A 20,023-nucleotide genomic window follows, 5' to 3' on the forward strand; every position below is an offset into this window, starting at 1 on the left:
GGAGTTGATGTATCAAAACGGTATCGTACAATTTCCTATCATCATCATTGATGAAGATTTTCGTTCCGAAAATGCCAGTGGTCTTGGCATTCGAGCTATTGCAAAGGCCTTAGAAGGCGAAGGAATCGAAGTTTTGGGTGTGACCAGTTATGGAGATCTCACGAGTTTTGTACAACAACAAAGCCGGGCTTGTGGATTCATTCTCTCCATTGATGATGAAGAGTTCACACCTGAGACAGAAGGTGAGGTGCCAGACGCTCTTCGCCAACTCAAAGACTTTGTGACCCAAGTGCGTCATAGAAACGCAGATATCCCTCTCTTTTTATACGGAGAAACAAGAACAAGCCGCCATATTCCAAACAGCATCTTAAAAGAACTCCACGGCTTCATTCATATGTTTGAAGACACACCTGAGTTTATGGCAAGGGCTATCCACAGAGAAGTAAAATCGTATTTAGATAGTTTACCTCCTCCGTTTTTCCGAGCACTCACTCAATATGCACATGATGGAAGTTATAGTTGGCACTGCCCTGGTCACTCAGGTGGTGTTGCTTTTTTAAAAAGCCCAGTGGGTCAAATGTTCCATCAGTTTTTTGGTGAGAACATGTTACGAGCTGACGTATGTAATGCGGTAGATGAACTCGGACAACTTTTGGATCACACGGGTCCCATTTCTGCCAGTGAACGAAATGCTGCACGGATTTTCCAATGTGATAGTTTGTATTTTGTAACAAACGGAACATCCACTTCCAATAAAATTGTTTGGCATAGTACCGTTGCTCCTGGTGACGTTGTGATTGTTGACCGTAACTGCCACAAAAGTATTTTACATGCGATCACCATGACAGGTGCCATCCCAGTTTTCCTGATGCCAACAAGAAACCATTTTGGTATCATTGGCCCTATTCCCAAATCCGAATTCACTTGGGAAAACATCAAAAAGAAGATCGCTGAACACCCGTTTGCAAAACATGTAAAAGGGAACCCAAGAATTTTAACCATCACACAAAGTACTTATGATGGAATTCTGTATAACGTAGAAGACATCAAGTCTGAGTTAGACGGTAAAATTTCAACTCTTCATTTTGATGAAGCATGGTTACCTCATGCTGCGTTCCATCGTTTTTATACAGGGATGCATGCCATAGGATCTGACAGACCACGTCCGAAAGAAAGTATGATCTTTGCAACACAATCCACTCATAAATTGCTCGCGGGACTCTCACAAGCAAGCCAGATCCTTGTCCAAAACAGTGAAAAGGAAACCTTAGATCGAAATTTATTCAATGAAGCATTTTTAATGCATACAAGTACAAGTCCACAGTATGCGATCATTGCATCCTGCGACGTTGCCGCGGCGATGATGGAATCTCCCGGCGGAAATGCACTTGTGGAAGAATCCATCGAAGAGGCGTTAGACTTCAGACGTGCAATGCGCAAAGTGGATTTGGAACTAGAAGAAGATTGGTGGTTTAGCGTTTGGGGACCTGAAGCCCTTGCCGAAGAAGGTGCAGGCGAACGAGACGAATGGATCCTCAAGGCAAATGACCGTTGGCATGGGTTTGGTGATATTGCAGAAGGATTTAATATGCTCGATCCGATCAAAGCAACTGTCATCACACCAGGTATGAGTGTAGAAGGTGAATTTGCTGATTGGGGAATCCCTGCTCTCATTCTCACCAAGTACCTCGCCGAACACGGGATCATCGTCGAAAAAACAGGCCTTTATAGTTTTTTTATTATGTTTACAATCGGTATCACAAAAGGCCGTTGGAATACAATGGTCACCGAATTACAACAGTTCAAAGATGATTATGATACCAACCAACCATTGTGGAGAGTGATGCCAAAATTTACGGCAGCACATCCAAAATACGATCGGATTGGGTTACGTGACCTATGCCAATCCATGCACGAAGTATACAGAGCCAATAACATCTCTCACCTAACAACAGAGATGTATTTGAGTCCGATGATCCCAGCGATGAAACCATCAGAAGCATTTGCAAAAATGGCCCACCGCGACATCGAACGAGTTCCGATTGATGAATTGGAAGGAAGGATCACTTCAGTGTTACTCACACCGTACCCACCAGGGATTCCACTCCTCATCCCAGGAGAAAAATTTAACTCAACGATCATTCGTTACTTACAATTTGCTCGTGAGTTTAATACAAAATTCCCTGGGTTCGAAACAGACATCCATGGCCTTGTTGAAGAAAAATCAGAATCAGGAATTTTGACATACTTCGTTGACTGTGTGATCGAATCTTAAGTCGATAAAACCAAGGAAACAAAATCTATAAAAAAATCTCTCGTGCAGTGCATTCTGCACGAGGATCAAACTTCGATAGTTTTACCTTCGATTCACAATATTTCTTCAAAATGATTCGATTGGATTTTTTTGATAGTTATTCCCATTCAATCATTCGTACAACATCTTTCAAACAATCTTCCCTAAAAGTTTGGTCCCCTTTTGCGGATGGAAGACCAGAATACCATTTGCCATCGGGGAATTTTAAATCCACCCAATAGGTAAAGAGTGTCGTTTCTCCATTATTGTTTTTGATTTCGATGTTCAAAAGTTTTAAATCCGAAACTCCCGTTTCTTTATAAAATGTTTCCCCGTTTTTTGTACGGATGCGGATCTTTTTGGGCAACACTTCGTAAGTGGTTCCTTTTTTTTCTTCTCGTTTTGATTTGAGTTCCCAGGAATCAATTTTAATCGAATCAAGTTCTGCGATTGTTAATTTCTTTTTGTATAAAATCCCATCTTTTGTGTGTTCAAAAAATATCGACTGACTCCCGCTAGTTGATTCCCCTCGAACCGTTCTTCCATCACAAAGGGTTAAGTTTAAAACCTTTGCTTCACCCGACTCTTTTTCACCACGGGCATTTCTTGGTTCTTTCGTTTCTTCGTTCGGTAACGAAGGTAAACTGGGTTCTTTTGGCATTCGTGGTTCTCCGAAGGCCGGAGAAAAAAAACCGAGGGTCCCGAGCCAAAGAAAGAGTCGCAGTCGAAGTAAGTAGTCCATATTCTGACCTTTATCCATGGATGCATTTCTGACTGCAACTTTTCAAACCCTACCCTTACCATTCCTCATACTTGTCATCATTGGCTCTATCCTTGTACTTGGGAAAGCTGCTGATGTTTTGGTAGACGAAGCCGTTTCCCTCTCTACAAGATGGGGTGTCCCAAAGATGATCATTGGTGCAACGATTGTCAGCTTAGGAACCACTCTCCCTGAAGTTTCTGTTTCTGTCCTCGCTGCCCTCGAAGGGAATCCTGGAATTGCCCTAGGAAATGCTGTGGGATCGATTATCTGTGATACAGGACTCATCCTCGGGATTGCGATTCTCATCTCCCCACCTGACATCGACAAACGCCTTGTCAACCGCCAGGGTTGGATCCAAGTTCTCAGTGGATTTTTACTCGTGTTTGCTGCCTTACCATGGTCAAACCTGACTTCCGTTTTCAAAACAGGTGGACGAATTGACCAAGGGACAGGGATTGTCTTTTTAATTTTATTAGGTGTTTATGTTTACTTAAGCATTCGTTGGTCAAGATCCAAACCTGGAGAAGTTGAAGCAGGACTCGATGACACAACCGAATATGACGAATCTCCTTTTTGGATTGTTTTGATCAAACTGGTCACTGCCATCACTCTTGTCATTTTATCCTCGAAAGTGCTCATCCCTTCTGTACAAGAAACAGCAATTCGATTATCAATTCCTGAATCCATCATTGGGGCAACTCTTGTCGCCTTTGGAACTAGTTTGCCTGAACTTGTCACTGCCATCCAAGCCTCAAGGCGTGGACACTCTGAACTTGCTGTGGGTAATATCATAGGTGCCGATATTTTAAACGTTCTCTTTGTATCGGGCGCAGCTGCTGCTGTCACAAAAAATGGACTCGAAGCACCCGTAAGTTTTTTCAGTTTTTATTTTCCTTCCATGCTCATTGTTCTCGTTTTATTCCGTTTGGGAATTGTATTCTCCAAAGATAAAATCAAACGTCCGTTTGGTGTATTTTTGCTAGTGATCTATGTAATCGCAACAATCGCTGGCTTTATCTTTAAAGGTTAAATTGAAAATCCAACACCTCTTCTTCCTTTTTCTGGAGGAAGGAGGTGTTTTTTAGTTTTTGCCACTCTTCGTAAGTATAAATGTTTCGTTTTACCGTTTCCGTTTTTACAATTTGACTCCCACCACACAAGTTACTCGCACCTTGCCGTAACAACATCTTCCCCCCTTCGTTATCAAATTGTTTTGGGTGATCAAAAACAAAAATTTCTCTGTTTTGTTCCATGGCACTCATCGCCGTGGAAATGGTTCCCGATTTTTTACCTGACTCCATGATAAAAACCTTTTGGCAAAGACCAGAAATCACACGATTTCGTTTAGGAAATGTCCACTTGGCAGGTTCTGTATGCAGTATGAATTCAGAGATTAACAATTGTTTGGGGTCATTTTTAATCTGTTTGTAAAGGTCACGATTCCCTGGTGGGTATTCGATTCCAAGTGTGGTGCCGAGAACTCCAACAACAGGGATTCCTAATTCAATTGCAGTGACAAAAGCCTGTCTGTCAATCCCGAGCGCCATACCAGAAACGATGGCGATGTTTTCTTTTTCAGAGAATGAACCCACAAGTGCTTTTGTTGCTGATAAAGAAACAGGCGAAGATTTACGAGTGCCCACAATGGCAACAAGGTCTTTCTGCAATAAAGTTAGTTCACCCATTCCCACAATCACAAGTGGGGGATCATAAATTTCTTTGAGAAGTTTTGGATAATTGGAATCAAAATAGGATACTAAGTTCCAACGAGGGTCTTTGTTTTGTTCTCAAACCATACATTCAGATAACCAAAATTTCCAATCTTCTTCTTTGAAGAACATGGGCAAAGATTGGTATAAAGGTAAAAATTGATCATAATTACGCCAAATCTTTGTTTTGCGTAGGAAAGAAAGAACTTTCGGATGACCCAAAATGGAAAGTACCACATGGGATTAGGTCAGTTAGATTTGTTTTGGGCCCCAAGTGCAGTTAAATTCTTCAAAACATTTTGGTAAGAAGAGTTTTCTTCCAAAGGTTCTCGGATACTTCCTTTCCCCTTCATTTCTTCTAAAATGGATTTGATACGAAGGTATTCATCATAAGCTAGAGAAGACTTTCCAATTTGGTATAAAAAATTGGCCTTCGCAAAACGAGTGGGTACATTATAAGGTTCTTTTCGCAATATTTGGTCTAACAATGAAAATGCGGAATCCAATTCATCATAACCATTTGCTAGTTTTCCATTCCAACTTTCATCTTTCAAGGAAGAATCAAAATAGATCAGTGCCAATTGAAATGGGAAGCGAGTATCGTCTTTGTCTAATTTTGCCAATTGTTTGAATAAACTTATGGCACGGCTCCTTCGAGTAGGTTCCCATCCCATATCTTTAGATGCATTTGCATAAGCAACAGCTGTCTCATATAACAATTGTTTGTCTAATTTTCCCGACTGGATGGCCTTTTCAAAAAAAGGTAAAGCGGATTCGTAAGAATGGATTTCAAATCCACCTTGTTTTGCATTGGGAATGGATTCTGTGACGGCTTCTTCGTAATAACGCACACCCACATCTGCAGAACCTGCACGCATATAAGCGCGGGCAATTTTCCATGAGAGTGCAGCCGATTGGTTGGACTTTTGGACCAATTTTCGAATCCGTTTGTCCATTTCTTCAATTTCTGCTTCTTCCAATGCCAATTTCTCTTTCCAATTGACGATGTCTTTTTCTGTGGGTTCTCCACCGATTCGTTTGCGGTAGCGGGATTCTGTAAGGGATTTTAAGTAATCACAATGGGTCAAAAAGAGGAGCGAACCCAAAACAACTCCCCACTTGAGTGTGAAAACCATTGAAAACCAGTTGTTTTTTGTGCCCATCGGTTCGATTTTAGTTTCTTTCTTTTGGATGAAAAGAAAAAAATGTGATTATGTCTCTTAGTTTTCAGAGGTTGGGTGAAGTCCATTTGCCAGAGATCCTTACTTGGGAAAAACTATGTTTTCCAGGTGAAGAATGGACAGATAAGATGATCCAAACTCATTTGGAATTCCATGTCGCATTTGGCATAGGTGACCAAAATATACAATGTTATGCGTTAGTTTGTGAGACACCTTGGGAAATTGAAATTTTCCGAATCGCTACATTACCCAACTTTAGAAAGTTAGGCCTAGCAAAACAATTGTTAGAACACTTATTTAAAGAATTCCCAAAAAAGGAATTTTTTTTAGAAGTGAAAGAATCAAACGAACCAGCAATCAAACTCTATTTGTCTGTTGGTTTTAATGAACTTGAGAGACGTAAAAAATACTATCCGGACGGATCAACTGCCGTTCTAATGAAGAGGAATCCCATCGAATGAAAAATGCATATGTTACAGGCGCATCGCAAGGTATCGGAAAAGAATTTGTTAGAGCACTCGGCAAAGATTATAATGTTTTTTTAATTTCTCGGACGGAAGCGGACTTAAAAAAAGTCATCCTCGAATTGGAACCTAAGTCGAGAGGAATGTTGAAGTATTTCGTCTTAGACCTTACCAAAAAGAAAGATGTGGAAGAACTATCAAGTATCATTGAAAAAGATAAAGATGCCGAACTATTAGTGAATAATGCAGGATTTGGAACTGTTGGTGAGTTTGCGGCCCTTCCTCTTGACAAAGAATTAGATGAAGTGAGTTTGAATGTAAAAACTCTTGTTCACCTTTCACACACAGCACTGAACCGATTCAAAAAGAATAAAAAAGGTTATTTAATCAATGTGGCATCTATCGCTGGTTATTTGCCAGCACCTGGCAGTGCTATTTATGCGGCAACAAAAGCGTTTGTTAAATCTTTCACTGAATCCATTCATGAAGAAGCCAAAAACTACGGAATTCATGTACAAGCACTTTGCCCTGGACTCACTCATTCTGATTTCCACCAACGTGCAGGAATCAGTAAGTCCAAATACCCTTCATTTATGTGGCAAAATGCAGATGAGGTCGTCGAAGAGTCGTTAAGTGCACTCAAATACAACCAAGCAGTTTGTATCACGGGAAGTTTTAACCAAGGTGCGATCACCGTTTCAGAACTTATCCCTCGAGGTTTTTTACGGAAACTCAGTGGTAGATATTTAAAATTAGAAGAGGAATAAGATGGATGTTGCTAAGTTAGATACTTGGTATCGAAGACTCCTCGTATTATTTTCCGTTATTTGTGGTGGGTTTCAAATTTACTACGAAGGGAATATTTGGATCAATGCAATCTTTGTTGTGCTCATGGCGGGAATGGTTGGTTATTACACCAACTTCCTTGCGATCAAAATGTTATTCCAACCAAAACATGGTAAGGTGCTTGGTTGGTCTGGGCTTGTCCCCAAAAACAAATCTAAAATTGCAAAGTCTTTAGGAGAGAGTATCCAAAGTAATTTACTCCATCCCGACATCATCATTGCTTATATCTATGAAAGGAATTTAGTCGAAACTGGAATCCAAAAAATTGTCAAAGAAATTGACGAAGCCATCCATAACGATGAAATCCGCACCTTACTTGTTACCAAAATCATTTCCATGTTAAAGGAACGTGGTCCTGAAATTTTAGAAGTGATCTTTGATTTTTCAGAAGAAACCATGAAAAAAATGGCGGAACGTCCTGAAGAAGTACAAAAACTTTGGGAATACACAAGAAACCGCCTAACCTATTACCTAACAGAAGAAACCAATCGTGAAGAATTAGGGAAACAACTCCGAGTCATTCTATTAGAAGAGATGCCTAAACTCGCGAACCTTTTAAACGAAGGTCTCGAAGAATATTTAAAAACACGAAGTACATTGGGAAAAATCGGAATTGGTGTGAAAAAAATATTTTCGTTCAACGAGGATGCAATCCGCGAACTGTTAGAACGTTTTGTCAAAGACCCCGAAACATCCGATCAGTTCATGAAAATGATGGATGATATGATGGCTGGTTTACAAGAAAGACTCAATTCCAAGGAAACACAAGAATTCATCACAGGCAAAATATCCAATTGGTTGGAAGCCAGTGGTGATTACGCCAGACAAAACCTATTGCCATCGGGCATTGAACGTTTACAATCTTATTTGGATGATCCCAACAACTGGGAAGAGATCGAAAAAAACTTTTTCCGTGCAGTGGATTGGGTGAAAAAACGCCTTCTCGAATTTATGAATAGTGAAGAAGGAAAAGCGTATCTCAAAACCAATATTGAAAAATTTGTCCATAATATCAATGTAACAGCACTTGTTGAAGAAAGAGTGATGGCACTTGATACTGATGATTTGGAAAAAATGATTTTGGACAATACTGGTGGGAATTTGGTCGTAATACAATTCTTAGGTGGAATTTTGGGAATGATTGCTGGGCTCATCCAAGTTCATATCTATTTTGCCGTACCTGTGGGGGCTTTAGTTCTCATCACGTATTTGGCTCATTACAGAAACCAAAAAAAATTTGAAGAACCAGCTCAAAATAAATAATGAAAGGAACCAGATACTTCTTGGTAGTTTGGTTCCCTTTTCATTTCCACTCGGAATTCTGATTCTTGTGACCATAAGTATCGCAAAGTAACAGTCGATCCAATTTGGTTTTTGATGGTTTGGTTCCAATAGTGTTGGATAAAAAATCCACCTAACACCTTCCAATTCCCCCACTCTTTTTGGTAAAGGGTTTGGACATTGGGTCCAAACCTTCCCCCTTGTTCCCATCTCGGATGGAATTGAGATTTGAAACCCAATAAAAAGGAAATCTTACCTAACCGATCTTTGGTTTTCGAAAATTCATCAGCAAATGTCCAACCTGCGGCAAGATCTAAATTGGCAACTTGTTTACGTTCCCATTCTGTTTCCGTTTTTCCATTCAAACTTTCCCACCATTGATTCTGTTTACTTTTGAAAAGAGTGGTTTGCATTCCAAAGTCGAATAAATAAGACCAATGTTTTGAGATAGGATTGTAAGGGCTTAACGAAACCAATCGAACCAACGTAAAGGATGTAAGTTCTGTTTTTTTCCCTTCATACTGACGAACACTTCCATCAAAAAACACCAACTCTCCGTTTGGTGGGGAACCCTGACTCACATTGAGTAAATCATGGTAAGCAAATCGGTATTTCCATTCCAAAAATGGTCCCAAATTGGAGGAACCACCACCAGTCACAATCCTTGATTTGGGATGTGCCAATTCAGGTGGAGACGGAATCACTCTTTCGTTCCATGGTTCTGTTGGACTTGGAAACCTAGAACGAAACTCCAATGTTTTTTGTTCATTGGATTTTTGGATCTCATTTGGTTTTGGAGATTGGAAACTTTGGTAACGAGAGGCCAACAAAAAAGCATCGAGTATGAGTGAATGGCGGATTCCTTTGTCTTGGTTTTCTAAAATGTGTAAATCAAAGGATTCATTTTTAGATGTGTCTAATAAATGATAGAAGGCTTTTTTTTCTTCCGGTTCCATTTGTCCAATAAGGAATGAGATCTCGGAATACAACGATGGTCTGTATTTTGTTTCCACTACCAGACCTTCTGTTCGGGTATACAATTTAATGGTATCAACAGGACTCACAACACCACCTAATTTTGATTTTAGATTGAGTTCTGGTTTTACGACATCCAACCATTCGACAAGGAATGTCCCACAGTTAGCATTCAGAAAATAATAATCAAATTCTGCCCGAGACAATTCCCATAAATGAGAAACAAGGAGTTCCAACTCATCTTTGTTTAACGACAATCGGTATTCCCATAAATCGCGACTTTCGAGGTCATTGTATTCATTCACTTTTAGATAATATGGGAACAATGAAAACTTAGCTTTGAATCCACCAAACAATCCATGATAGGTATATCGAATGGGATCTAGATTGGGAGTATCGGCCGAAACATTCACCGCATAATCTAAAATTTCGGATCCATTCACTTCATTTGACTTCTGGTTGAACTTGAGCATTGTATGCCCAAAAACAGAAGCAGGTGACATTAGATAATAAGAAGCAAATACAATGGAAACCGAATCGGCATGGATTGATGCTTTCCAAACTTCGTACCGGTCACAACGAATTCCACTTCGTTTTAAAAAATTCACACCAAACTTTTGTTTAATGAACTGATGCCTCGTTGGATACGAACAAACAGGATGGATGAGACCTTCTGGAATGGGTTCCTCCACAAAAAAACTACGAATGGTTGCTTCCAATTCACTTTTTGGATTGGTTCTACCCTCGGAAGATAAAAAAAAGCGAGAATTTACGATTTTACTCTGGTAATTATCTTTTCCCTTTGATTCATAATGGACGAGTCGAAGCCACTTGGGATCCAAATCAAACCGCCTAACACTGATTTCATCCAAAATGGATTGTAGTAAATTTTGATCGACTTCTCGTTTGGGAAGAAACGCACCCCATTCTTTGGTTTTTTCAGCATCCAGGAGAATCAGGGAATTGGGTTCTCCGAAGAGGGAAAATGGCGGAAAACTAAAATAGAGTGTATAGACAAGAACCCACACTATTTTCGTTTTTTGCATTCGCACAAGCCAGAATTCTCCCGCCTCTCAAAATGAAAAAATGCTTTTTACTTCCATCCGTTCCCTTAGAAAAATGGAAATCCTAATTTCAAAGTCCAAATTCAAAATGACAGAGAGCTCAAAAATAGAAATTACTTTAAGACAGAATCTCAAGATTTTGTCCAGTTTATCGTGACAAAATTCTAGCCTAGCAAAAGTTTATATTTCGTATTTTGATTCTAAAAAAGGATGGAAGTTTTGGATTCCGAGTCAACCTGGGAGTTGAACGATTCTCTAAATACAAGATCCGTCATATACGACCTTAAAAATATGCGATAAAACAAATTTGCGAAAAGGGAAGAGAAAGTAAGTCGACAAAATGAGCCAAACTTTTGCTAGTTTAGAAAGAGAATCTCCTGCTAACGCAAGTAAAATATAGCCATTCCAAATTTTTCTGAAAAGAATCATGTTCAAAATCTTTTGCCAATCTAAAAATTTTGTTTGATACATTTTGATAGAAAAGGTGAACTCGACGTCCAGGAGATAATTATGAATAGAAAAATCGCTATACTCGCATTCGTTTTCTCTTTTTTGATTGCAAATTGTGCATCACCGACAATCAAAGAAATTAACGAATCAGCAGTAGCCATCGCAAAGGAAGCTAAAGAACTAAAGGCAAATGGAAAAACTGAAGAAGCCATCCGCGTAATTAGTGTTATTGATGTTTTACATCCTGATGATCCTATCATTGCAGAGATTAAAAGTGGAGCGACTGCAGAACAAATCGAATCAGTGACTCCAACTGTTATGTTGGGTTATAACAAAGCAATCCGAGCAAAAGTTCAGCCTACAACTACAGAAAAAGTACTTTGGTACATTCCAGACAGAATATTCGACTTTATTGACCAATTCGAAGTTTGGGTTCACTTGGGCCCACAAATTGGAGTAGGAGCACACGTAACAAGAGCAGTTCAAGCAGAGTTATATACTGGTGCAACAATTGCAATTGGTGGTGGTCAAAAGAAAATGATTGGTCTAAAATCAGAAGCGAATACAGAACTTGGAGTTGGACCCATTGTTGCAGCAGGAGTATTTGGTGCGAAAGTAGGAACCGGCGGACTAGCTTACAATGCAGACGCTCTTTGGTTCCACAAACCTTCTGAAGCAATTTACCAATCTTACCGAGATTATTGGGGATTGGGAGGTCACTTTGGCTTTATCTATATTGGAGCGGAAGCTGAATATCATCCACTTGAAATATATGATTTTCTAGCTGGTATTATCCTTTATGACCCAATGAATGATGACTTTGCGACAACAAGAAGACTTCAATACACGTCAAGACAAACAGGTCTTATCCGCACTTTTTCTAAAAACGTTGGAAGTTTAGAAGAAGAAGATCTTGCTATGTATAAAAAAGAATATCCAAAATTGAATATTGGTAGCACAGGAGCACAAGAAACTCCTGCTCAAAAAAAGAAGTAAGTTAAATTACTACTTTACAGTTAGCTGAAGAATAACTCAGCTAACTGTCATTTTTTCAACGTTAGTTGATAAAGCAGTTCTCTCTCAAACTCTTCTACGTGAATTTTATATGCATTTTCAGGAGGAACTTCTGCCTGATTAAAGAAGGTTTGAAATCCTTCATTAGGAATCATCCACAATGCTGAGATGATTGTGTAAGGTCGATTATAATAAAAACTATTTTGGTACTTTAAGTTTTTATCAAATACAATATAGAATGTTTCAGCTTTAGAAACTTCATAGATAGGAATCAACCCAAGTGTTACAATTCCAAAAAATCCAGTCACCGCATTAATTCCAGCTTTCGTTCTTTCGTGGTAGTAGGGTAAGTGGATGGCCATGACGATATAATCAGAATCAAATTTTTTGATTAAAAATTTATCTTTTTTACCTTTTGCTGGAACCAATATTTTTTCTAATTCTACTTTCCCGGTGGCTTCCGTTTTTGACAAGTATTCAATCACAAATCTTTTTAGATCTAAGTCTTTTACAGGTATTGTTTGATTTGTTTTTTGTGTATCAATGTATTGCCCATGTTTAAAAAATTTGTAAGTACCAGTATTATAATCAACTTCTGCAAACTGAGCATTTTTGAGTATAGTAGATTCAGATTTGGATATTTTATACGTATGAAATCCAAAGAGTAATATTTTTGGATTCGTTTTTTTGGAAACTAACTCGTTCCAATGATCATCTACTGTTTTTACATCGTTTGTACGAATCGTATAACTTGATTCGTAAACATAACGACTACAATTGAAAAAAAGAAGGAAAACGGAGGTAATGAAGAGGAGATTGATTCTAAAAGTTGAAATCATAAAATTCTAATTTGTAAAGAATCTTAAATCGAAATGAAAAATCAACAAACTTCTCAATATTTTGAAGTCTGCTGAAAAATTTCTTTCAAAAAATACATTCTATATATATTCTATTCAAAATTAACCAGATCATATGACAACTGTTCAATGTAATTGTAAAAATTTAAAATCGAGAAAGTTGCACAAAAAAACTCCAATAATACTTTCGATTGTTTTCCTATGTTTTTTTATGCAATTATGTAAATTGCCTGATATTTCCAAAGAAGATCAAAAAGAAAAGGATTTAAAAAGTCTTTGTACTATTACTCAATTAGATTACTATAAATCGTGCCAATCTTCAGGAGGTAGCAGACCATCAAGATGTTCCGACCTTTACATGCAATGTACTTATATTTGTGGATTTGCCAATCAATTCGGCTGCGGATTCTAATCCATTACATTTACCATACCAAGAGACTAGGTTTTGTATTCCCATTTTATTACCATATTTCAGCTTCTTGTTAATATTTCGCCCTAAGCCTAAAATCTTATGTATAATATCACCCGCTAAATGTCCAGATTCTAATGTAAAAAACGTTGAAGAACAAATGGAACTTCCATTGTTTCCTTGTGTTTCAAAGGATCCAAAATAAATTGCGAATGACTGTGCCAACCAAACGAAACTCATATCAATGCGAACTTGTTTGCATGTTTCTATTCAGAAATACAAAATAAAGAATGTGACAAAAGTACAACCTTACCTGTGTACATAGGAGATATCAAATAAGAAAATATCGATAGTGATAGTGATTTTATACTGGATTGGACTTTGAAGTGACTCACTTCAAAGTCCAGTGTAGGAAAATTTACTGATATAGTTTATCGCGGTATATATCGTTCACAAAATTGTCTGGCACATTTTGGTTGGTTATATAGCTCTTTTGTCGAAATGGCATTACAAATAACAAAAATAATTGTCTCACTTCAACTACATCATTTTCGTAAGTATACCTTTTGATTTCTTTGCCTTGGTTATATGCTACAAATTCTGTTTTCCCATTGATTTCACCAAAAAAAGGAACTAATCCCAAAGTGACAACAAACAATGTCGAAGATAGAAAGAGCGAGGCATTCGGCTTAGCTCTCGTTGTTACTTCTATCTTGACTTGATTTTTACTGTTTAATTTACTTACATCATCCAATCCAACAACATAGAGATTAAATTTTTCAATACATTTACATCCAGATATGATTTCTGTAAATGCCCGTTTGTTTGCCTTATGGGTCTCTTCACTTACAGGGAATTTTTCACCGAAGGCATTGTATTGATTAAAATCTAAAACAAAGTCAATATTCGAGATTTTTTTCTCAATCTTTGCAGGATTAAAAGCGGGGACATCTTTTTTAAGATAGGTGATACATTGACTCAAGGAAATAACAAGAGCCAAGAGTGGTAATATTTTGAGAATTTTCATTGTGTACCTTTTGATCTCAGAACTAACGAGATTCAGTAAATTGGTATTTTCATGTTTCAAAAGTCAATTTAGAAATACAGATTCTACCATTTTCTCTACAATCGATTTCCCATTGTTTCCATGCCTTAATCCTTTTGGTATTCCCCACCTGAGTATTGGATAAACGGTTTTCCTTCTTTACTCTCCAAGGTAAGCCTCTCACCCAAATTACGCCCATACCCTAAGATCCGAAGAGTGTTGTCACCTTCCCATTGGCAAGGAACTTGGACTGTATTTTCCATTCCACCTAATGAATAGTATATGGTTAAGAGAGGGAATCCTCGTTTGTCCTTTTCTAATTTGAGTTTGGGAATGATGGCATATGGTTCTTTTGTGACGAAGGTCCCAAAAAAATTTGAATCCGGATAACGGTAGTCTGGTTTAAATTTAACTCCGATTCCTGCGACACCTTTGGGAAGATCCTTGGAATATAAGGTAAAAATAGAATTTCCCTCCCAAGATTCAAATTCAACACGTATCTCATTGATACTAGGATCGTTAATTTTGATAAGTCCGAATAATACCCGTAAGTCGATTCCGTAACGATTTTCCTTTTCAATGAGTCCTACATCAAATCCCATCAAACTGAGAGTTGGCGGATTCCCTTTTTTGTATTCGTGGATCCCCATGGGAGAAATATAAATTCCTTCTTCCTCTGGAAGAGCTCCTTTATTGCCTAACATGGGTGGGGGGCTTGGTTCTGGTTGTATGCCCATTTTTTCTTCCCATAACACTTGCATCACTTGTGTATTGGTACTTTTTAGTTTCCCTGTTTGTAAACCCAGGGTGTTCCCAGCGACAAAGGAAACAATTTCCGTATTAGGATCATAGACTAAGTCGGCAAAAAAAGGTGGGAGAGAACCAGAATGCCCATAAAACCAAATCGTTTTTCCATCTGCTTGGTAACTTGTTTTCATCACAGGTAATCCCAGTTTCATTTCAAAATTGGCAACAGGACCAATTTGTGTTTTGTGAAACTCATCAAAGCTAACAGAAGTTAAGAGACCTTTATTTTCCTTACTTCGGAAAAAAGCCTTCATAAAAAGACCCATATCGTTTGCCGTTGTGGAAATGGATCCTGCTGTCAAATCTCGGATGACAGGCCGAACGGTCTTCGATTTCCAAAAAATACCAGAATAACCCGTAATGAGTTCTGATCCATCTAAATTTTCCATTAGGGTTGTATGTTTCATTCCCGCTTTTTCGAATAGATGGGCACGAAAGTAAGATTCGATTGATTCACCTGACACCCGTTCAATGATATTTCCCAGTAACCCAAAACTTAAATTGGAATAGGAATGGATTTTTCCAGGTTCGTTTCGTTCCAGTCCTGCAAGTGTTTTTGGTAATGAACGAAAGGAACGATAAATCTCATCTTCTTTTGAATCGGGAGAAAGGAAAAAACCATTCGCCAAATCAGAAGGTAAACCAGATTGGTGGGTGAGTAAATCACGAATGGTGATCTCACGATACCCTTCTTTTTTCGGTTTCACGAAATTCAATTCAGGTAAAAACTTAGAAGCAGGGTCATCTAACTTCAGTTTACCGGATTCTTGTAATTGTAAGATGGCAATTCCTGTAAAAAGTTTTGTGATGCTCCCTATTTTAAATCGTTCGATTTTGGAATCGGAACTTGCCCCGATCTGAGATTGGTAGACCTCTCCATCTCCCATCATTACCATATACGTAAGTGATTTGATCCCTGAGGGAGCCAGTGTTTCCCATTTTGATTGGATATCGGCTTTTGTTTTTTCTTTGTTTTGGAAATACGAAATTGTTTTCGAATCCCCATTGGATTGGCATTGGAGAAGAAGGAAAAAAAGAAACACAAAGAGAATACGGAACGGAAAGTATAAATCATGAATTGGATTTTGGATTTGAGAGGGAAAAGAAGGAGTTTTTTCTTGAGATTGGTTTTCTTTCGTTTGAACGGAATGAATCTTTTTTTCTTTCTTCGATTTCATACCCCAAGGAAAAAATGAAAGGAGATTGGAACAAGCTTATAAAAAACAAAACTCCCCAAACCTATGGAATGGGGAGTGATCGCTATGCCAAATGGAAAGAACTACAATTTGTCCTTCACAACATGGCCCGTGTTTGTTGGGAATATTCTAAAAAATCGAACCTTACCCTTAGTCTTGGATCACACTCATTGAGTATTCAGAAATTGCTTCACGGCGTTTTTCTGCATAATCTTTATGGAACCATAAGTCTTGTGTGGTCTTAGCAGATTTTTTATTACCAATTGTAATAGTTGTCATACAATGATCTACAGCATACTTCATGGCTTCTTTTCCTGTTTCCCCAAGACCCTTGTTTCGTTTTTTACGAGTGATTTCCGCACCTTGTTTGTTGACTCTTGCAACTAACTTATCATAGTCGGAGTCATCAATACAGAAAACAGTTTCTTTTTTACCATCTTTCCACTTTACATCCACCTCATAGAGTGGTGCTGCGGAAATATTGATAAAACCTAAATCAAACAGTTCAGGCCAATACTCATAAAAGAAAGACAACATCAAAGAACGAATCGCATACCCATCAAAATCGGCATCGGTGATGATACTGATTTTATCATAATTCAATTCATCAATGGATTTTACCTTTTGGTCGAGAGGAAGTCCCACGATGGCGACGATGTTTTTCATCTCTTCGTTTTGTAATGCTTTGGCTAGTGACATGCCTTTACAGTTGAGTGGTTTTCCTCTGAGTGGGAACAAACCATGTAATTTTGGATTCCGTGCTGGGCGTAGTCCCGCAATCGCCGAGTCCCCTTCTGCCACAAACAAAATTCGGCCTGGATCGTTTGGTTTGCCAGTCGGAGGCATAAGCTTAGGGATGTTGTTCCGAGACGCCTTACGGAGGCCTTTCTGCGCATCCTCGAGCTGTTTCATCTGGGTTCTACGTTCCATTACCATCTTAATTTCTTCGATGAGGCCAGTTTTCTTCAAAAGTTTGTCGAGGTGTTTGTCCACGGACTTTCGAATGTCTTCATTCAAATCGTTGATGAGATAAGATTTATCTTGGGATTTAAAACGAGGGTTGAGAATCCGAAGGTTCACATACATGTGAAAACAACTTCTCACATCATTTCTTGTACATTGTGTATTGAGTTTTTTTTCTAAACTGACAATTTGTGATTTTTTACGAATCTCATCACAAAGTCTGTTTTCCAAATATTCAATCGCGGATCCACCTTGAGGGCAGAAAATAGAGTTCACCCAAGTGAGAGTTTTATTTTGTCCCACCACTACATAGGTATCCATATGGATTTGTGAGGCAGAAGTTTTGTCTGCATAATCCAATTTGTAGTACACCATTTCGGAGTTACTAAAGATCTCATCAAAACCTTTTTTGAACTTATATTTTTCTTTTCCAGTTTTGTGGATAAAAACAACTTCAAGGCCAGGGTTTGACATCGCAATGTCTTGGAGGTATTGTTTCACCAAATTGATGTTAAAAGAAGTATCTAGGTTGTTGAAGTATGCGGGATTGAGTTCAAACTCAACTGTTGTTCCGTGGTCTTCTTTTTTCGCTGCTTCTACAACCGCAGTCATCCCTGTTTTGTCACAAGGTGCTTTTAGTTGTTTGATTTGGTCAGCGGATAATAAAGGGCAATCAACAAAGGTTCCATGTTCATCATAATACAAGTGAACACGTTCTGTATCTTCTTTGGAAAGTTTGAAACTGCGGATGACCTTTTTCACATCATCATGGATGCTAAACATTTTTTTGTAAGCTTTTCCACCGTTAATGGTTTTCACTCGGAAAAAAGAGGAAACCATTCTTACAAGTGAAATCCCCACCCCGTTTTGTCCGGCAACATGGTCTTCTTTCACTTTGTCGTCAAAGTTTTCCCCATACATCAAGTGGAGGTAAACTCCTTCAGCATTGTCGGCAGGGATACCACGTCCATTGTCTTGGATGGTCACACGTTTGCGATCCGTTGACAATTGGATGATGAGTTTGTTCATCTTATCTTTTTCGGGAATGGATTTGTCGTTTAAGTTCTTTCTGTATTCATCCACGCAGTTCATACATGCTTCATCCAAACATTTCAGTTTGGCTGGGATGTCGGAAAGTTCTTCGTGTACAATATCATACTTACCAGAGTTATCTTTGGTAAAAAAATGTTGTTCAAATGTGGAAAGGGAGTTTTGCCCAAGCCACATTCCTGTACGCATACGAACGTGTTCTACGTTCGATAATTTCTTAAAATTTCGCGAATTTCCTGAGGTTTTTTCAGTTTTTTGAGCCATAATTATCTATTTCGGATCCCATTTTTTCTTCAGTTCATCCAACTCATCAGTCATAAATCCTGTGAGTTTTTTATCATCTTTTTGCAAAGCCGTATACTCAGTGTATTTGGTTTTTGCTTCTACAATGGCTTCTTCACATTTACGAACTTCTTCCAAAGTCATACGGTAAACGGGAATGGAACTCAACCATTCGAAGTAAACGAATTTGGCAGCTTTTAACTTTTCTTCGAATTCTTTTTTCGATTTAATGCCTGTTACTTTTTCGTTCCATTTTTCTTTGATGAATCGAATGAGTTCGGAGTTCCGATCAATTTTTTCTTTTTCTAACCCAGCAAGTCGTTTGAATCTGCGGATGAGATGGGTTTTTCGGAAATCACAGAAACGTTTGATGATTTCTTCTGGAACAAAATTACGAAGTTTTCCTTCATGTGTGATGACATTGATGGTTAATACTTCATTGTTTTCTTTGGAGAAAAGTTCTTTGATTTCTTTCTCGGAAGGTTCTTCGCCTTTTTTAGCAACAAGTTCGATTTTAAACGTTTGGCTGGAATGATCAATGTAGTCCTTTAACCAATTGTCTTTCTTTTCGATTAAATCATCTAAGTAGTTCACAACCTTTTCACGGTTCCAGTTCATGGGAGAATCTACTAAAAACAATTTCCCATCTTCTTTTTTGAAACCAAATGTAGTAGACATGACAGTGCTTCCATTGTCATTTTTGGACATTTTTACCTCTCCACCGTACCCTTTGTACCATGGAGTGATCTTTTTCGGTTTGCCCGTTTTTAAATACGTGACTTGAGAATCAATGACGTCACTGAGTTTGTGTGCTGGAATAAAACAACGAAATCCCGTTGCAATCCCTTGGATGTTATTTAAGAGAACAACAGGAACCTTTCCAACAAAATGAATTGGTTCATCTTCTGTTTCATCGTAGTTTTTGACATAATCAATGTCAGGTAAACTTTCAAAAAATCCTAAGTCTTTGGCAAAGTCAGAAAGTTTGACTTCTGTATAACGGGGAGATGCAATTGCATTGGGATCAAGTACGTCACCAAAAGTTCCTTCCCCATGAACCAAAGGATAGTTGTTTGCAAATGCAAAGTCTTGTGCCATTTGGGAAAGGGCATCTTGGATCGATCTGTCTCCATGTGGATGGTATCCCATCGCAAGACCCGCTACTTTTACTGTTTTGGTATGACGGTTTCTCGCATCAGAGTTCCACATCGCCCAAAGAATGCGTCGTTGAACAGGCTTTAGGCCATCAATTTCTTGTGGAATGGCTCTCGAATCGCATACATAGCGGGAGTATTTCCTTTGGTCATCGTTAACTTGGTCTTCAAAGGGGCGTTTCGGATACTGTTCTTCGTTCTTCATGGTTCCAAATGACAC

Annotated in this window: 14 protein-coding genes and 1 pseudogene; 6 read left to right on the forward strand and 9 right to left on the reverse strand. The window is 38.5% G+C overall.

Annotation, left to right across the window (positions count from 1 at the left end; translation table 11 throughout):
• Positions 1 to 7 precede the first annotated feature (7 nt).
• A complete protein-coding gene (locus ND855_RS13120; RefSeq protein WP_135639328.1) occupies positions 8 to 2,275 on the forward strand; it encodes an arginine/lysine/ornithine decarboxylase in 2,268 nt (755 codons plus the stop codon).
• 136 nt (positions 2,276 to 2,411) lie between these two features.
• On the opposite strand, the gene ND855_RS13125 is transcribed toward ND855_RS13120, so the two are convergent.
• Positions 2,412 to 3,053: a hypothetical protein gene (locus ND855_RS13125; RefSeq protein ID WP_135639329.1), complete on the reverse strand. Its 642-nt coding sequence runs from the start codon at positions 3,051 to 3,053 to the stop codon at positions 2,412 to 2,414.
• On the opposite strand from ND855_RS13125, the gene ND855_RS13130 reads away from it, so the two are divergent.
• Positions 3,052 to 4,086, forward strand: a complete 1,035-nt coding sequence (locus ND855_RS13130) for a calcium/sodium antiporter (RefSeq protein ID WP_135639330.1) — start codon at positions 3,052 to 3,054, stop codon at positions 4,084 to 4,086. The two genes, ND855_RS13125 and ND855_RS13130, sit on opposite strands and share 2 nt — an antisense overlap.
• Here ND855_RS13130 and ND855_RS13135 read toward each other — a convergent pair.
• Together ND855_RS13135 and ND855_RS13140 are read right to left on the reverse strand one after the other, a co-directional pair.
• Positions 4,076 to 4,813, reverse strand: a pseudogene (locus tag ND855_RS13135) (DNA-processing protein DprA); the annotation flags it as partial. The gene ND855_RS13130 and the pseudogene ND855_RS13135 overlap by 11 nt on opposite strands.
• Positions 4,814 to 5,013: 200 nt before the next feature.
• Positions 5,014 to 5,928 carry a tetratricopeptide repeat protein gene (locus ND855_RS13140; RefSeq protein WP_265358700.1) on the reverse strand — a complete coding sequence of 305 codons (915 nt, stop codon included), beginning with the start codon at positions 5,926 to 5,928 and terminating at the stop codon, positions 5,014 to 5,016.
• Between the two features lie 50 nt (positions 5,929 to 5,978).
• Between ND855_RS13140 and ND855_RS13145 the strand changes: the two genes are divergently transcribed.
• The 3 genes from ND855_RS13145 to ND855_RS13155 are packed head-to-tail and all read left to right on the forward strand — an operon-like array spanning position 5,979 to position 8,519.
• Positions 5,979 to 6,407, forward strand: coding sequence for a GNAT family N-acetyltransferase (locus ND855_RS13145; RefSeq protein WP_135639333.1), 429 nt, complete (start codon positions 5,979 to 5,981; stop codon positions 6,405 to 6,407).
• Positions 6,404 to 7,177 (forward strand): SDR family NAD(P)-dependent oxidoreductase, encoded by a 774-nt coding sequence (locus tag ND855_RS13150; protein ID WP_135639334.1) that lies wholly within the window; start codon positions 6,404 to 6,406, stop codon positions 7,175 to 7,177. Before ND855_RS13145 ends, ND855_RS13150 begins: the two co-directional genes overlap by 4 nt.
• A gap of 1 nt (position 7,178) precedes the next feature.
• Complete coding sequence (locus ND855_RS13155) at positions 7,179 to 8,519, forward strand: DUF445 family protein (protein ID WP_265358701.1); 1,341 nt, start codon at positions 7,179 to 7,181, stop codon at positions 8,517 to 8,519.
• Here the strand turns inward: ND855_RS13155 and ND855_RS13160 are convergent.
• Positions 8,507 to 10,558 (reverse strand): Lnb N-terminal periplasmic domain-containing protein, encoded by a 2,052-nt coding sequence (locus ND855_RS13160; protein ID WP_265358702.1) that lies wholly within the window; start codon positions 10,556 to 10,558, stop codon positions 8,507 to 8,509. The genes ND855_RS13155 and ND855_RS13160 overlap by 13 nt on opposite strands.
• A gap of 528 nt (positions 10,559 to 11,086) precedes the next feature.
• On the opposite strand from ND855_RS13160, the gene ND855_RS13165 reads away from it, so the two are divergent.
• Positions 11,087 to 12,022, forward strand: coding sequence for a hypothetical protein (locus ND855_RS13165; RefSeq protein WP_265358703.1), 936 nt, complete (start codon positions 11,087 to 11,089; stop codon positions 12,020 to 12,022).
• A gap of 47 nt (positions 12,023 to 12,069) precedes the next feature.
• Here the strand turns inward: ND855_RS13165 and ND855_RS13170 are convergent, their stop codons facing one another.
• The 5 genes from ND855_RS13170 to ND855_RS13190 all read right to left on the reverse strand — a co-directional run bounded on the left by ND855_RS13170 (position 12,070) and on the right by ND855_RS13190 (position 20,008).
• On the reverse strand, positions 12,070 to 12,879 hold the full coding sequence (locus ND855_RS13170) for an Lp29 family lipoprotein (RefSeq protein ID WP_265358704.1): 810 nt from the start codon (positions 12,877 to 12,879) through the stop codon (positions 12,070 to 12,072).
• A gap of 845 nt (positions 12,880 to 13,724) precedes the next feature.
• Complete coding sequence (locus ND855_RS13175; protein ID WP_265358705.1) at positions 13,725 to 14,333, reverse strand: hypothetical protein; 609 nt, start codon at positions 14,331 to 14,333, stop codon at positions 13,725 to 13,727.
• Between the two features lie 125 nt (positions 14,334 to 14,458).
• Positions 14,459 to 16,336, reverse strand: a complete 1,878-nt coding sequence (locus tag ND855_RS13180; RefSeq protein WP_265358706.1) for a serine hydrolase domain-containing protein — start codon at positions 16,334 to 16,336, stop codon at positions 14,459 to 14,461.
• 168 nt (positions 16,337 to 16,504) lie between these two features.
• Positions 16,505 to 18,631, reverse strand: coding sequence for a toprim domain-containing protein (locus ND855_RS13185; RefSeq protein ID WP_265358707.1), 2,127 nt, complete (start codon positions 18,629 to 18,631; stop codon positions 16,505 to 16,507).
• Positions 18,632 to 18,637: 6 nt separating this feature from the next.
• Complete coding sequence (locus ND855_RS13190; RefSeq protein WP_100715629.1) at positions 18,638 to 20,008, reverse strand: DNA gyrase subunit A; 1,371 nt, start codon at positions 20,006 to 20,008, stop codon at positions 18,638 to 18,640.
• Positions 20,009 to 20,023: the final 15 nt, after the last annotated feature.

The organism is Leptospira paudalimensis (assembly GCF_026151345.1).
Lineage (GTDB): Bacteria > Spirochaetota > Leptospiria > Leptospirales > Leptospiraceae > Leptospira_A > Leptospira_A paudalimensis.